The following is a 15,098-nucleotide window of genomic DNA, read 5'->3' on the forward strand; positions in this document are numbered from 1 at the left end:
CAATATTCCTTTTTGATAAAAACGTTTTTATTGACTCTAAAGTAACATGAAACCGCTTTAAATACAACACTTTTTCTCATTAGCTATATTCAGCCACCTTTTCATCTCATTTTACTATAAGACAGCGGGATTTAGCTATGCGGGAGTGAGGGTACGGCGCTGCTTCATGCCAAAGAAAGGCCTTGCTTAGCTTGGCAGGCCTTCCTTTGGCATATCATATTATTGGGTCAAGCCCACACGCCGGTAACGCATCACTCTGCGGTACATGGATTTATCCTTGAGCTGATTAAAAATATAGGGATCGGGATTCATATTTACTTCAATAATCCACGGCTTCAGTGAGCGGTCTAGTCCGACGTCTACACCGAACTGCCGGTGGTGCGGATAAGTCTTCTTCAACTGCTGCGCTATGCGTGTACCCAGCCGGTTCATTTCCCCCTTAAGCTGCACAAGCTGCTGCGCAGACAGATGGGTGGAGAGCAAATGCTCCACTGCGGTCGGTTTGCCGCCGCTGTGGTAATTGGTCACAATTTTGCGCGGATGCCCCAGCCGCCCGATAATCCCCGTAGCTTCCCATACGCCCTTGGGACTGAGCTGCACCATCACCCGGATATCGAAACGGCGCCCGTGATGCTTCAGCAGGTGGATGCCTTTTTGCAGCAGATAGCTCCTCTTCCCGATTCTTGTCGCCAGACTGTGATGAAAAGCCTCAAACGTAGCGAACCGGCGCACGGTCTCCTCATACTGATACATATATCCCTGCCGGTCCTTCCGCTCCGCGCGGATCACACCCATGCCATACGTTCCTCGTTCCGGCTTGATATAGATCATTCCATAGCCGTGTATCATCTGCTCCAGATTACGCCGGTTAAATCTCCGGGTATCGGGGATGAAAGCCTTGATTGTCTCGTTCTTAAGCAGCAGTTGTGTCTTATACCATTTGCTCTGACCTGACTGAACCTTTTTGGCTGTCACTTATGCACTCTCCTGTCCGGGCTGGGAGCCAACGCTCCGTTTTAACATAAAATTACATATTCACTGCATCCTATGCCGCCGGAGGTGCCGTGGAATATATCATTTGCCCCGTATAGAAAGATTAACTTGTGCAGGATAATTGCCCTCTCCATAGCAGCTCAGCAGGCATACGCTAGTGAAGACGATCAAATGTCAATATATGTATGGAGATGAATCTATGTCCCTTGCTGCTGTAAGTGTAACCTCAAGCGCTCCACCGATTGATGTCCTGATTCCTGCTATCGAAAAAGATCTCGCCACCCTCCCTTATGTGATTGATAGTCTTCGCCGTTATGTCCAGCATTCTATCAGCAATATCTATATTGTCTCGCCGGAGAATAGTAGAATCAGACAGCTGTGCTCCCGGAAAGCTTGCGTCTTCGTCAATGAAACCACAGTCCTCCCGTTCACCAAAAAAGCGATCCGCTATTCCTCCTCCCGCTGGAACCGGTCAGGCTGGCTGTATCAGCAGCTGCTCAAGATGAACGGGGATCAGGTGTGCCGTGAGAAGTATTTCCTGGTCATTGATGCAGATACGGTGCTCATCCGTCCCCATCGCTTCCGTTCCGGCGGGAAAAGCATCTTCTATTGCCGCAACTGGAGCCAGCCGGAATATTTCCGCACCTACCGCAAGCTGCTCGGTACCCCTGCGCCTTCGCCCAAGTCGTTCGTGACCCACTACATGCTGTTTGATTCCGCGAAGCTGGCCAGTCTCAAACGGAAAATTGCAGCCCGTCACGGCATGTCCTGGCACGCGGCTATTCTGCACTCTATCAACAAGAAGCGGCAGTTCGGCTTCTCTGAATTCGAGACCTATGCCAACTACGTGTACAGCTTAAACCGCACCTCTGTGCTGCTCAAAAATGCCAATAATAAAGCGCTGAAAACCCCGGCGGGCTCGCTGACGCAAGCCCAAATCCGCAAGTACGCCGGGACTTACCGTTCGCTCTCCTTCCATCAGCGCAAGGGATACTCCACTCCGGGCAAGCCTTAAGGAGGCAAGAAACGTGATGCATACTATTCTTCTGTGCGGCGGCTCCGGCCAGCGGCTGTGGCCCCTGTCCGGCAGCATCCGCTCCAAGATGTTCCTGCAGCTGCTGCCTGCACCGGGCGGGGGCACAGAATCCATGATCGGGCGGGTATGCCGTCAGCTCAGACAGGCCGGACTGGATGAATCCCTGTTGCTCGTTGCCCATCAGGAGCAGGTAGCCCTCATACAGCGGTATACCGGGAGTAAATATCCGATAATCGGAGAGCCGTGCAAGCGCGGCACTTTTACTGCTGCCGCGTTAGGCGCTCTGCACTTGCTTGCCGCCGGAAAGGCACAGCCGGAGGACATCATCTGTATCGCTCCGGCCGACATGTTCGCGGATGATGATTTCTTCCGGCAGTTCCATCAATTCGAGGCTATTCTGGCAGATTCTGAGGCCGAACTCCTCCTGCTTGGAACTAGTCCTTCTTATCCCTCAGAGCAATACGGCTATATCGTGCCAGTACAGGAGGACGCTGGCGGGTATGCTCGGGTGTTATCTTTTGCAGAGAAGCCGGATGCGTCTACTGCCCTGGAGCTGATGCGGAAACAGGCTTTATGGAATTGCGGGGTATTCGCTTCGCAACTAAGCTTCCTGCTGGAGCATCTGGAGAGGCTGGGGCTGCCCGTGGAATTCGCAGCATTAACCGGGCAGTATCCAGGGCTCCCGGTCCGCAGCTTCGACAACGAAGTGGCAGAGCGAAGCACCAAGGCTGTTGTCGTCAGGCATGAAGGAGAATGGTCCGACCTGGGAAGCTGGGATACGCTAACGGCGCGGCTGCCATCACAGGTCATTGGAGTAGGCGGGCTATGGGGAGAATGCGGAGACAGTCACCTTATTAACGAGCTGGAGGTGCCGCTGCATGTCATTGGTGTCTCCGGTATAGTCGCCATTGCCGGTCCCGAAGGCATCCTGATCGCTGATAAGAAGGACGCTAACACCATCAAGGATATTCTGGCGGAGAATTCAGTAACGGAGCCGAGGTATGGTGAAACGGGCTGGGGCAGCTATACTGTTATAGGCCGGGAATCAGACGGCTCCCAGCTTGTCCTTACGGTAATGCTTACCCTGCTTCCGGGCCATGACCTCCCTGAAATGACCTGTGAGCATTGTGCCAAGTCCTGGATGATTGTGTCCGGTCACGGAGAGGTATGGGTGGATGGGTGCGCAGCCGAAGCAGCGGCAGGCGGGATCTATACAATAGCCCGGGGGCAACGGCATACGGTCAGCGCCTGGAGCGCAATGAAGCTCATTGAGGTGCAGATAATCGAAGCGGAGGATAACCAGCGGAGGCAGGACTGCTGACACAACAAAGAGATATCCTAAACGGCCTTGGCAGGCGGTTTGGGATATCTCTAATCTACGCTAATTATAGGATTTGAAACACCGGCTGATCCTGAATGTAATGCACCGGCACCTGCGGGAACTGCCCGGCCAGCCGCGCTGCCAGCAGCTTCATTCCCGGCGCTTCGCTCTCGGCATGGCCTAGCATGATAAGTGCCCTGTCCTTGCCCTGGCGGACCGCATCGCGGATATACTCAGGCACCTCCCATTCGGGGCCTTCACCTGCGATGACCAGATCAAGCGACTCCTGCTCATACATCGGAATGACTGCATGTCCATTCCCCCGGTAACCGACCAGTACACCCACTCTGGAGCATGTCGCGGAGAGGTTCCCGGCAGCGCGGACATAAGGGATATTCAGCTTCTGCTTCAGATACTCTGCAACCTCTGAAACGGTCATCTCAGGAATAGAGAGGATCGACACCTCGGGCAAATGCCGCTCTACATATGCTTCCCATTCCAGCTCCTCCAGCAGCCCTTCGACGATTCCGTCCAGCGTATAACGGTGTATCGTGTCATGGAAGCGGTAGATGCCTACCCCGCTGCTTGTAATCAGTGCAGACTTCTGCCGGTAGACGGAATCCTGCTCCAGAGCGCTCCCGTGACCTTGGTGGCTATAAAATACACCTTCATGCGTGATCACCAGATTGGCGCCAAGCTGGGCCGCCTGCTCCACCACATATTGCGAAGCGGCGAAGGCAGTCACGATTCCCTGCACTTCTGTTCCCGCAGCGTCCGGCGTAAGCTTATCCACCGTATTCACGGGCAGCTGTACGCCTGCATTCAAGTGCTCCATCACATCATTGAAAGTCAGTGCCATGAGATCTTATCCTCCTTGGTGTTACTCAAATGAGTTCATGCCTCACCCTGTCAAGAGACAGGACATTGCCGTCCGGTACGCAGACGCTCCCTTAGTAGATGGTCCGGCCTAATGCATCTGCAATCCCGCTCTTGCGGTAGAAATACGTATTAATCTGATCACGCCATTCCTTGGCATGAGCCGCCTGCCCCTTCAGGCGTTCCTCCACCTGAGTGTACAGGCCGTCTGCGATACTGCCCTTCAGTCCGCCCCAGGCGTCCAGCAACCCTTCGGCACGCTCTGCACCTTCGAAATGCGTATCGTAGATATGCTGGATCACGGTTTTGCCGGAATGCAGCACATGAGTGTACGGCACATGGTGGAAGAACAGCAGCAGCTCATCCGGGCAGTCCTCCAGCGAATCATAACGCACGGCGTTGCTGCCCATGTACTGCGCGCAGTAGCCGGTGCCGGTCGCCACGGTACGGTCTACCCCGATGCCCTGATGATCGGCATAGTGATAAGTGCCCCACATTGAATATTCATAGCCGTCCACATTCGGGCCGTAGTGATGCTCGGGATTAATCATCCAGCCTACGCCAAGCGGCGATGTATAAGACTCATAGATCTCCCAGGAATCCAGCAGAATCCGGCTGATCACTCCGGCAACCACTGTGTCCGTGCCAAATGTCAAGGCGATCCATTCGGCCGCAATCTCCTCCGCACTCAGCTCAGGATTCCAGGCCAGCCGGCCGAAGCCGTAGAGATTCGCCTGGGACAGCAGATGGCCGGTCCAGTTGCGGTCATTGCCCACATTGGATACCGCTGCAATCCCGCTCAGGCGGTTGCCCCACAGCGATCCGTCCACGATCCGCTTTACCGGGGCCGGTCCTCCCTTGGCCTGCGTATCGAACTCCATAATCTCCTTCCACTGCGGAACGAGATAGCAGACATGGCGCTGCTGTCCGGTATATTCCTGGGCGATCTGGAATTCGATCACCTGGTTAGTCCGTTCCAGCGCGCCGAAGAGCGGGGATACCGGCTCTCTGACCTGGAAATCCATCGGGCCGTTCTTGATCTGCAGAATAACGTTATCATGGAACTGGCCGTCCAGCGGCCTGAAATGATCGTAAGCCGCTCTGGCCCGGTCCGTCTTACGGTCACGCCAGTCCTGCTTGCAGTTGTATACAAAGCAGCGCCAGATGACAATGCCGCCATAAGGCTCCAAGGCCTCCGCCAGCATGTTGGCCCCATCTGCATGGTTCCGCCCGTACGTGAACGGGCCGGGACGGTTCTCCGAATCGGCCTTGACCACGAAGCCCCCGAAATCGGGAATAGCAGCATAGATATCGGCTGCTCTCGACTTCCACCATTCCTGCACCCCTGCATCCAGCGGATCTGCCGTACCCACTTCCCCTTCATGCATAGGTCCTGCAAAGTTCACGCACAGGAACAGGCGGATGCCATAGATGCGGAAGATATCTGCGATTCTTGCCACATCAGGCAGATAGGTAGAGATAAACAAGGTCTCCAGCGCATGAACATTCACATTGTTGATCGCTATCGCGTTAATACCGGCGGTGGACATCAGCCGCGCATAGTCTGTAATTCTGTCCATATCCTTCGTGAACTGGTTATTCTCATACAGGAAGGATCTGCCGGAATAGCCGCGCTCCACGCTGCCGTCGAAATTATCCCAGTGATTAATCATCCGCAGCGAATTCACAGGATTCACTACTTCATCCAGATTCTCAATGTCTTTCCCGCTGGCGATCAGGCGCAGAAGATGGAAGACGCCGTATAACACACCTGCCTGGGAGGAAGCCCCTACGGCGATGCACTTACGGGACTGGCTGGTACGGATGGCGAACCCTTCTGCTCCTACAGATTGGACGGTCTTGTCCTCGAACAAGCCCTGGATCAGAGGGTGCCCCCCCGTGAAGGTACCAAAAGCCACACCGAATTCTTCCGGCTGCGGCTTGGAGACTGCTTCAAGGTCCAATAGCGAGGCAATGCCTCTTGTCCATTCCTGAAGTGCAGCCTGGAGGGTCTCCCCGCCTTCTGTAACGGATACCGCTCCGCACCATTTCGCATATTGCTTATATAAGGGGCCTTGTTGAAGCTTAGGATAGCTTAACCACGCATTGTATCCGCTGTCATATTGTGCAGCCTGCTCATTCCCGGATTGTTGTCTCATATCCATATCTCCTTTGCATCTATCTTGTATACTAGATTTCATTCAGGTTCATCCTACCACGCAGCCGCAGCCCCGGAACATTGTCAAATCACGCTAATATTTACCCAAATCAAGCGGAATCCTGTATACTAATAACAAGTATACATCCCTATCAAGAGAACGCAAAGTATCAGGGGGCGATCCTATTGGTTGCAGCTTTTGAACCGCCGGTCCCGGGGCAAAGCCTTAGTGAAACTATCATCCCGGATGTGAAAACCACGCTCAACCTGTTCGGCATGCATCTGCGCAAGGTGAGCGGGGAATGGGATTATCCGCAGCACGCCCATCCCCAGTATGAATTCAATTATGTGCTTGAAGGAGAGCAGCAGCTCACGGTCAACAACCACAGCTACCTCCAGCACGCCGGGGATCTGGTCCTCTTGAGGCCGGGCGATATCCACTCCAGCCGCAGCGGAAACGGCGGAGCCTTTACTTATTTCTGCATCCATTTCGATATCGATGACAAGCTGTTCATTTCACTTCTCAGCCGGCTGAATCATGTATTGTTCACCTCAGAGAGCAATGTTGCCCACAGATTAGGACCGCTCCTTAGCAGGCTGGTGGAGATTTCCACCTCCGGCTCCGGCAGCATCACGATCTCCCAGCGCATGAGGCTGCAGTCCGCCGTCTTCGAGCTGTTCGCCCAGCTCTGGGAGGTCTTCTCTCTGGAGGCTGACAATTCCTCCCCGGGTACTTATGAGCGAATCGAGCTGGCCCACCAGATCCGCAGCCGCCTCCAGAGCCTGGTCTATCAGCAGTTCAAGCAGGAGGTACCCTATGACAGCCATTATGGCGTTGACGACATCGCGGCTGAGCTGGGGATCAGCCCCTCGCACTGCTACCGGGTCTTCCGCCAGGTATTCGGCCTCTCCCCCCGCGTCTACCTGTCTGAGCAGATGCTACATGAGGCCAAGGTGCTGCTGGATGACCACAGCCTGAGCGTCAGCCAGATCTCCGGCCTGCTCGGCTACCGCGATATCGCCCATTTCAGCAGACAGTTCAAGCGCTGGAGCGGCCAGTCGCCGCGGGAATACCGCGAGGGCAGGAGCTAATTGCGGAATTCCCCGCTCAGAGGGCAGCCGCAGGAGTAAGTAGAGCGCGAAGCCTCTACAGCCTTATATTTAGTAAAAGCCTGCCTTCATGGATCATGAGGGCGGGCTTTTTGCGCTATTGCGGGCGATGCTTGATGAAGGCCCGCCCTATTTTTTGATATACGTGGCGAAATGCTCCTGGAGGTTCTTGGAGTCGATATCCGCCCGCAGATGGTGATGCAGCAGCTCGTCGATCCCGGCGGTGTCTCCCTGCACAATATAGTCGAGAAGCTGCTGATGCTCCTGCTGAATCGCCGCCAGCTTCTCGTCCTTCAGCATATGCAGCTTGCGGTAGCGGATGTAGTGTACATTGAACTGCTGGAGCACACCCCACAGGAACTCACGCCCGGCCAGCCCGAACATCGTGCGGTGGAACTGGTCATCGAGCTGCAGGAATACCTCCGCCCCCTCCGCCTGCTCGATACACTTCTGCTGCTGCGCGAGGTTGTCCCTCAGTTCATGCAGCCCTTTTAGCGGGATATTCCCGGCCAGCGACTTCATGATCTCCTTCTCCAGTACATTGCGGAGATAGATGATCTGCTCCACCGACTCCAGATCTATGTACGATACGAGATTGCCCTTCTTAGGATAGATATCGACGTATTGCTCCAGGGACAGCTGCTTCAGCACATCACGGATCGGCGTCCGCGACAGCTGGAAGCGCTCGGACAGAGCCGTCTCACTGATCATCGCCCCCGGCTTCAGCTCAAGGGAGAGAATCTCCTGCTTGAGATAGGCCATTATTTCTTTTTTGGAAGTCATGGAATAGACCAACTTTCTGTACGGGATTGTTCTTCCCCCCATTATATAGAAAAGGGATATGAATTTCATTGACAAAGATGAACACATATTCTATGATCATTACGAATCGAATCTTGTATACAAGATTATCGCATATGAACCGATGTTTTTGTAAGGTCAATTGTCACAAGGCTTCGGATAGTTATCATTTGTATTTATGCTTATCTACTAAGGAGGAAAATGACAATGAATATGACTTGGAGATGGTACGGCGAGGGCAACGACAACATTACCCTTGACCACATCCGTCAAATCCCGGGCGTTATGGGCATCGTCTGGTCGCTGCACCACAAAGTGGCCGGTGAGGTCTGGGAGATGGAAGACATCCAGAAGGTTGCCGATCAGATCACAGCTAAAGGCTTCAGCACAGCGGTTGTTGAAAGCGTCAACGTCCATGATGATATTAAGATCGGACTGCCGTCCCGCGACAAATACATTGACATCTATATCGATACGATCCGCAAGCTCGCCAAGGTTGGCGTGAAGGTCATCTGCTACAACTTCATGCCGGTGTTCGACTGGACCCGTACTGAGCTGTACAAGGAGCTGCCGGACGGATCGAACGCCCTCTTTTATGAAAAGGCTGCCATTACCGATAATCCGCGCGAGATGGTGGACCGCATCCTGAAGGGTGCCGGACAATTCACGATGCCCGGCTGGGAGCCGGAGCGTCTGGCGAAGCTGGATGAGCTGTTCGCGTCCTATGCCGATGTGACCGAGGATGTGCTGTTCGACAACCTGAAGTATTTTCTGGAGCGCATCATTCCGGTATGTGAAGAAGTGGATATCAAAATGGCAATTCACCCGGACGACCCGGCCTGGCCGATCTTCGGACTGCCGCGCATTATCCGCAGCCGCGATTCCATCCGCCGCTTCCTGGACATGGTGGACAGCCCGTATAACGGCCTGACCTTCTGCACCGGCTCACTGGGAACGAACCCGGAGAATGATCTGCCGGCGATGATCCGCGAGTTCCATGACCGGATTTATTTTGCCCATATCCGCAATGTGAAGGTATTCGAGAACGGAGATTTCATTGAGGTATCCCACCGGGGCCGCGATGGCAGTGTGGATGTTGCGGAGGTTGTTAAGGCGTATCATGAGAGCGGCTTCACCGGTTATGTGCGTCCGGACCATGGCAGACATCTCTGGGGCGAAGAGAAAAACTGCCGTCCGGGTTACGGTCTCTACGACAGAGCGATGGGCATCATGTATCTGCTCGGCGTATGGGACAGCCTGGAGAATGTCAAGGGGGCCAAGTAAATGCTGAGTCTGAGCAGAAGCAGCATCGCGGACCGGGAAGCCTGGGAAGCCGCAGGGGTAGAGCTGCCGCAGTTCGATTTCGCAGCGGTAGCGCAGAATACGTTAGAGAAGCCGGAGTGGGTTCACTTCGGGGCGGGGAATATCTTCCGGGGCTTCGTGGCGAATGCGCACCAGAAGCTGCTGGACAGCGGCAAGGCCGACACGGGCATTATCGCCGCCGAGACCTTCGACTTCGAGATGATCGACAAGGTCTATAAGCCTTACGACAATCTGACCCTGCTGGTCCTGATGAATGCGGCCGGCGACTTCCAGAAGCGGATCATCAGCAGCATCGTCGAAGGCATCACCGCAGACAAGACGCGGGAAGCGGATTACAGCCGTCTGACTGAGATTTTCGAGAATCCCAGTCTGCAGATGGCCAGCTTCACGATTACGGAGAAAGGTTATTCCCTAACGGGGCCGAACGGCCAGTATCTGGGCATCGTGGAGAAGGATATCTCCGGCGGCCCGGAGCAACCGGTTCATGCCATGAGCATCGTGGCTTCCTTCGCCTACAAGCGTTATCTGAAGGGTCAGTATCCGATGACCTTCGTCAGCATGGACAACTGCTCGCATAACGGTGACAAGCTGAAGAACGGCATGGTTACGATCGCTAAGGAATGGGCGGCGAAGGGTCATGTAGAAGAGGGATTCGTGGCTTATCTGGAGGATGAGCAGAAGATCACTTTCCCGCTGTCCATGATCGACAAAATCACCCCGCGCCCGTCCGAATCCGTCCAGGCAGCATTGCTGGAACAGGGCATCGGCGGCATGGATGTGATCGTCACCTCGAAGAATACGTACACTGCTCCCTTCGTTAACGCGGAGATCAGCGAGTATCTGGTCATTGAAGACAAATTCACGAACGGCCGTCCGGCGCTTGAAGCAGCCGGTGTGATCTTCACGGACCGTGATACGGTCAACAAGGTGGAGACCATGAAGGTAACTACCTGCCTCAACCCGCTGCATACGGCGCTGGCGGTAACCGGCTGTCTGCTCGGTTACACGCTGATCGCCGATGAGATGAAGGACGCTACACTGAAGAAGCTCGTAGAGACCATCGGCTACAAGGAAGGCCTGCCGGTTGTTGTCGATCCCGGCATTCTGAGTCCGAAGCAGTTCCTGGATGAAGTGCTGCAGGAACGGTTCGCCAATCCGTTCATTCCGGATACCCCGCAGCGGATCGCTACCGATACCTCACAGAAGGTCGGTATCCGCTTCGGCGAGACGATCAAGTCGTATATCCGCCGCGAGGAGCTTGACCCGGCGCAGTTAACGGCCATCCCGCTGGCGATTGCAGCGTGGTGCCGGTATCTGCTCGGCGTGAACGATGAAGGTGCTGCGTTCACGCTCAGTTCGGACCCGCTACTGGATTCGCTGCAAGCGCGGCTTGCGGGAATTACGCTGGGCGCGGATGCTGCGAAGGCCGTTGGCGTGCGCGCGGTGCTGGAGGACCAGGCCATCTTCGGCGTAGATCTGTACGCCGCCGGACTCGGCGGGACTATCGAGGGCATGTTCACCGAGATGCTGGCTGGTCCGGGTGCGGTAAGGGCTACGCTGGAGAAGTATACCGCCTGAGAGTGGGCGGGGGGGCGAGCCGGCGGCTGAAATGTCGGGGACTGGATCGGTCGGAGGCCCGCCCGCCAGGTAAATCAAGGGCATTAATGCTCCTCATTTCCGCATTTGAGCTCGATTTGGGGAATTCAAGTGCATTTATACACCTCATTTCCGCGATTGGGCTCGATTCGGGAAATTCAAGTGCATTTATGCACTACATTTCCGCAGTTTGGCTACCCGGCCAGGTAGCCTATATCTATATCACACCAAAAAGACCAGGCAAAATCACCTGGTCTTTTTGGTATTTATGTTTCATCAGCCGGAAGGCGGCTGTAAGAAGGGTCTGTTCTACTCCTGCTCCAGATACTCAAAATAATCAAAATCCGCCGGATGCAGCGTGCCGCTGAGGTCCTGTGCACACATGCCGATGAAGGTGCCGGTGAAGCGGATGTAGGCCGGGAAATCATCGGACAGATGATAGATTTCCAGGGCTGGGCCAATCTTCTCCCAGGAAGTTTCGCCAACCTTATAATAGAACTGGGCGAATTCGCCGTCGATGACGACCTTAAGCGCAACACTTACTCCGGCAGGCAGCGGGACTTCTGGAGTAAGTGTATCTTCATAGACCCCGTCCTTGGAGCGGATGATGCCTAAGCATCTCCCCAAGATTTCATCGTGCGTGATCCGCAGATAGAGGTAATCCTTCGTATCATAATAGACGATCAGGCCGGCCATCTGCTGGAAATGCTCCGGCTCGAAGTCAACCGAGGTCTCGGCGCTGCAACGGAAGGCCTGCTGGCGCAGGGCGACCAGGCTCTGGCGGTGCATGGAGCTCATGGATTCCCTGCCCCGCAGGCGCAGGTATCCCGGACGCTCCTGAAGCGAGAGCCAGGACTCATCCGCAGGCACCCGCAAGGTGCTCCAGCGGACATCCAGCTGCGGAGCCTCGAAGTCGTCGCGCGGAGCAGCTGCAGCAAAAGGATGCGCCGGGAGATCCGGGCCTTCCACCGTCAGCGCCGGAGCATTCCCGCCCCCGGACAGGGCCAGCCAGCCGTCTTCTGTAAATTCGACCTGCTGGATCGCCGTCTCCCGGCCCAGGTTGCAGTAGTTATCCTTCACAGGACGGCCGCACAGATGCACCATGTACCATTCGCCGGTTTGCGTCTCGACCAAACTGGCATGACCCGCCTTTTGCAGCGCCAGCTCCGGGTTACCGGCAGAGGTTAGTAGTGGATTAAACGGAGCGGTCTCGTAAGGACCGCCGATCTGCCTCGACCGCGCTACGGTTACCGCATGATTATACTGCGTACCGCCCTCAGCCGTAATCAGATAATACCAGCCGTCCTTGCGGTACAGATGCGGGCCTTCGGTTAGGGCCAGCTCTGTTCCCTTGTAGATCGGAGTAACCGGTCCGACCAGGCGCTGCTCTACCACCGAATATTCCTGGAGCACAATCCCGGCGAAGCTGTTGCGGCCGGTGCGGTGATCCCACAGCATATTGACCAGCCATTTGCGCCCGTCCTCGTCATGGAACAGCGAGGGGTCGAAGCCGCTGCTGTTCAGATAGACAGGCTCAGACCAAGGGCCTTCGATATTTTCGGCCGTCACCAGATAATTAGGCGTATCCTTGAAGGCACCCTGGCGGCTTTTGACATCGGTATAGATTAGATAAAAGAGTCCATTGTCGTACGTGAGGCAAGGTGCCCAGATGCCGCCGGAATCCGGGTCCCCTTCCATATTGAGCTGCGAGCTGCGGGTCAGTGCATAGGTCAGCGGCCGCCAGTTCACCAGATCGCGCGATTGATGAATCCGCACACCGGGGAACCACTCAAAGGTTGAAGTAGCAATGTAATAGTCATCTCCAGCCCGGCAGATCGACGGGTCCGGATGAAATCCGCGCAGAATTGGATTATGAATCAGATTTCGGCTCATAGTTTCTCCTCCAATGCTTGCCGTCCTGCTTCCAGTAAGGCAATGATTTTGTCAGTATCGTAAATGCAGCCCTTCCAGGTTCCGCCGCTGGCCGCTTGAAGCGCTGCCCATAGCCGGGTATCCTCCGGCAGACCCGGATCTACCGCCAAGCCCGGATGCGGCGTCCGCGAAGCCAGAATCAGCGTCCCCGCTTCCTTGGTCAGCGGCTCATCTCCCTCGCCCACCAGATTCACGCTTCCCTCCAGGTTCACCGTATCAATGCGCACCTCCACCCAGTCATTATCGCGCAGCTTGCCGAGCGGGCCGCCAGCCAGCGCTTCCGGACCCATGTGACCGATGCAGGCGCCGGTGGAAACGCCAGAGAAGCGGGCATCCGTGATCAGGGTGACATACTTGCCGTAAGGCAGATGCTTAAGTGCCGAGGTGAGCTGGTAAGTCTCCTCCATCCCGGTTCCGCTCGGTCCACGGCCGATGACGGCCAGAATATCCCCCGCTTGGACCATGCCCAGCTTGATGCTGCGGATGGCGGCTCTCTCTGTGGTGAACACCTTCACTCTTCCGGTATGGCGATAGACGCCCTCGCTGTCCAGAACGGCAGGGTCAATGGCTGCCGATTTGATGACCGCTCCCTCCGGGCAAAGATTCCCGACCGGGAACGTCATGGTAGACGCCATACCCTGGCGCTTCGCTTCCTCCGGGCTCATGATGACAGTATCCGGGTCCACACCATCTGCTTCCAGCAGCCGCTGTCGCAGATCGGTCCGCCGCTGTGAGGTCTCCCACCAGTCCAAATTCTCGCCCAGTGTCCGTCCTGTAACCGTGAGTACAGATTCGTCAAGCAGCCCCAGCTTCCGCAGATGCAACATCACCTCAGGAACGCCCCCTGCCAGGAATACCCGAATTGTTGGGTGAGGCACCGGACCATTCGGCAACACGCTAACGAGGCGCGGTACCATCCGGTTCACCCGGTTCCAGTCCTCGACGGTCGGGACCTTCAGCCCGGCGGCATGGGCGATGGCCGGCAGATGCAGCAGCAGATTCGTTGAGCCGCCGAAGGCAGCATGCAGCACCATCGCATTCTGTATGGACTTATCCGTAAGAATGTCGCTCATGACGATTCCATTCTGATCCAGATGCTGAAGGGCCCGGGCCGACTGGCGGCCGATGTTCTTCCAGATCGGTTGCCCCGAAGGAGACAGGGCCGAATGCGGCAGCGCCATGCCCAGCGCCTCCGCGATCACCTGGGCGGTTGCAGCGGTGCCGAGGAACTGACAGCCGCCGCCCGGCGTCGCGCAGGCCCGGCAGCCGAGATCCGCCGCTTCTTCCAGGGACAGCTCCCCGTTACTGTAGCGCGCCCCAATGCTCTGTACCTTACCCGCGTCCTCCCCTTCCACCGGCGGCAGAGTCACGCCGCCGGGCACGATAATTCCCGGCAGCTTATGCATACCGGCAAGGGCCAGTAGCATAGCTGGCAGTCCCTTGTCACAGGTGGCTACTCCGAGCACACCTTTACGGGTAGGGAGTGAACGGATCAGCCGCCGCAGCACGATGGCCGCATCATTGCGGTAAGGCAGGGAATCGAACATACCTGTGGTTCCCTGGGAACGGCCGTCACAGGGATCACTGACATAACCGGCGAACGGAATCCCCTCATTCGCGGTAAGCTCCTCCGCAATCTCCTCCATCATCACGCCAATCTCCCAGTGACCGGTATGATATCCGAGCGCCAGCGGAGTACCGTCCTCGCGCCGGATGCCGCCCATCGTTCCGAGAATCAGATACTGGGGCCGGTTCAGCAGCAGCGGATTCCAGCCCATCCCGGCATTCTGTGTCATACCAAAAATCTCCCCACTCGGCGCATTCCGCAGCACCTCCCCGGTGATCGGCAGCTGGCCTGCCGGCCCTTCCGCAGCGGTATGTACCGGAACAGCTTCAATGATGTCTTCCTTCATAATCTCTTGTACGGTCAATTTCATATGAATCCCTTCTCT

At 56.0% G+C, this 15,098-nt stretch carries 11 protein-coding genes; 5 read left to right on the forward strand and 6 right to left on the reverse strand.

The annotated features are described in order from the left end of the window. Positions 1-219: 219 nt before the first annotated feature. Positions 220-975, reverse strand: coding sequence for a YheC/YheD family protein (locus NST43_RS20740; RefSeq protein ID WP_339219099.1), 756 nt, complete (start codon positions 973-975; stop codon positions 220-222). 217 nt (positions 976-1,192) lie between these two features. Between NST43_RS20740 and NST43_RS20745 the strand changes: the two genes are divergently transcribed. Together NST43_RS20745 and NST43_RS20750 are read left to right on the forward strand one after the other, a co-directional pair. Beyond that, complete coding sequence (locus NST43_RS20745; RefSeq protein ID WP_339225485.1) at positions 1,193-2,008, forward strand: DUF6492 family protein; 816 nt, start codon at positions 1,193-1,195, stop codon at positions 2,006-2,008. A gap of 16 nt (positions 2,009-2,024) precedes the next feature. After that, positions 2,025-3,350: a sugar phosphate nucleotidyltransferase gene (locus tag NST43_RS20750; protein WP_339225486.1), complete on the forward strand. Its 1,326-nt coding sequence runs from the start codon at positions 2,025-2,027 to the stop codon at positions 3,348-3,350. A gap of 64 nt (positions 3,351-3,414) precedes the next feature. Here the strand turns inward: NST43_RS20750 and NST43_RS20755 are convergent, their stop codons facing one another. Both NST43_RS20755 and NST43_RS20760 read right to left on the reverse strand, forming a co-directional pair. Further along, a complete protein-coding gene (locus tag NST43_RS20755; RefSeq protein ID WP_339219101.1) occupies positions 3,415-4,209 on the reverse strand; it encodes a Nif3-like dinuclear metal center hexameric protein in 795 nt (264 codons plus the stop codon). Between the two features lie 91 nt (positions 4,210-4,300). Continuing rightward, on the reverse strand, positions 4,301-6,385 hold the full coding sequence (locus NST43_RS20760; RefSeq protein WP_339219103.1) for an alpha-glucuronidase family glycosyl hydrolase: 2,085 nt from the start codon (positions 6,383-6,385) through the stop codon (positions 4,301-4,303). Positions 6,386-6,570: 185 nt separating this feature from the next. On the opposite strand from NST43_RS20760, the gene NST43_RS20765 reads away from it, so the two are divergent. Next, entirely contained in the window at positions 6,571-7,476 is a 906-nt protein-coding gene (locus NST43_RS20765) for an AraC family transcriptional regulator (RefSeq protein ID WP_339219105.1), read from the forward strand. A 147-nt stretch (positions 7,477-7,623) separates the two neighbouring features. Here NST43_RS20765 and NST43_RS20770 read toward each other — a convergent pair whose 3' ends face one another. Continuing rightward, a complete protein-coding gene (locus NST43_RS20770; RefSeq protein ID WP_339219107.1) occupies positions 7,624-8,256 on the reverse strand; it encodes a GntR family transcriptional regulator in 633 nt (210 codons plus the stop codon). 246 nt (positions 8,257-8,502) lie between these two features. Between NST43_RS20770 and uxuA the strand changes: the two genes are divergently transcribed. Both uxuA and NST43_RS20780 read left to right on the forward strand, forming a co-directional pair. Further along, a complete protein-coding gene (gene uxuA, locus NST43_RS20775; RefSeq protein WP_339219109.1) occupies positions 8,503-9,579 on the forward strand; it encodes a mannonate dehydratase in 1,077 nt (358 codons plus the stop codon). Further along, a complete protein-coding gene (locus NST43_RS20780) occupies positions 9,580-11,196 on the forward strand; it encodes a mannitol dehydrogenase family protein (RefSeq protein WP_339219110.1) in 1,617 nt (538 codons plus the stop codon). Positions 11,197-11,523: 327 nt separating this feature from the next. On the opposite strand, the gene NST43_RS20785 is transcribed toward NST43_RS20780, so the two are convergent. Both NST43_RS20785 and NST43_RS20790 read right to left on the reverse strand, forming a co-directional pair. Beyond that, positions 11,524-13,107: a glycoside hydrolase family 43 protein gene (locus NST43_RS20785; RefSeq protein ID WP_339219111.1), complete on the reverse strand. Its 1,584-nt coding sequence runs from the start codon at positions 13,105-13,107 to the stop codon at positions 11,524-11,526. Continuing rightward, positions 13,104-15,059 (reverse strand): YjhG/YagF family D-xylonate dehydratase, encoded by a 1,956-nt coding sequence (locus NST43_RS20790; RefSeq protein WP_339225487.1) that lies wholly within the window; start codon positions 15,057-15,059, stop codon positions 13,104-13,106. The genes NST43_RS20785 and NST43_RS20790 overlap by 4 nt, the downstream gene beginning before the upstream one ends. Between the last annotated feature and the right edge of the window lie 39 nt (positions 15,060-15,098).

Source organism: Paenibacillus sp. FSL H8-0332, from assembly GCF_037963835.1.
Lineage (GTDB): Bacteria > Bacillota > Bacilli > Paenibacillales > Paenibacillaceae > Paenibacillus_AQ > Paenibacillus_AQ rhizoplanae.

Excerpts from the sequence above, each read along its gene's own strand:
- NST43_RS20755 (WP_339219101.1), bottom strand. The coding sequence starts at position 4,209 with ATGGCACTGACTTTCAATGATGTGATGGAGCACTTGAATGCAGGCGTA.
- NST43_RS20750 (WP_339225486.1), top strand. The coding sequence starts at position 2,025 with ATGCATACTATTCTTCTGTGCGGCGGCTCCGGCCAGCGGCTGTGGCCC.
- NST43_RS20760 (WP_339219103.1), bottom strand. The coding sequence starts at position 6,385 with ATGAGACAACAATCCGGGAATGAGCAGGCTGCACAATATGACAGCGGA.
- NST43_RS20785 (WP_339219111.1), bottom strand. The coding sequence starts at position 13,107 with ATGAGCCGAAATCTGATTCATAATCCAATTCTGCGCGGATTTCATCCG.
- NST43_RS20790 (WP_339225487.1), bottom strand. The coding sequence starts at position 15,059 with ATGAAGGAAGACATCATTGAAGCTGTTCCGGTACATACCGCTGCGGAA.
- uxuA (WP_339219109.1), top strand. The coding sequence starts at position 8,503 with ATGAATATGACTTGGAGATGGTACGGCGAGGGCAACGACAACATTACC.
- NST43_RS20780 (WP_339219110.1), top strand. The coding sequence starts at position 9,580 with ATGCTGAGTCTGAGCAGAAGCAGCATCGCGGACCGGGAAGCCTGGGAA.
- NST43_RS20770 (WP_339219107.1), bottom strand. The coding sequence starts at position 8,256 with ATGGCCTATCTCAAGCAGGAGATTCTCTCCCTTGAGCTGAAGCCGGGG.
- NST43_RS20745 (WP_339225485.1), top strand. The coding sequence starts at position 1,193 with ATGTCCCTTGCTGCTGTAAGTGTAACCTCAAGCGCTCCACCGATTGAT.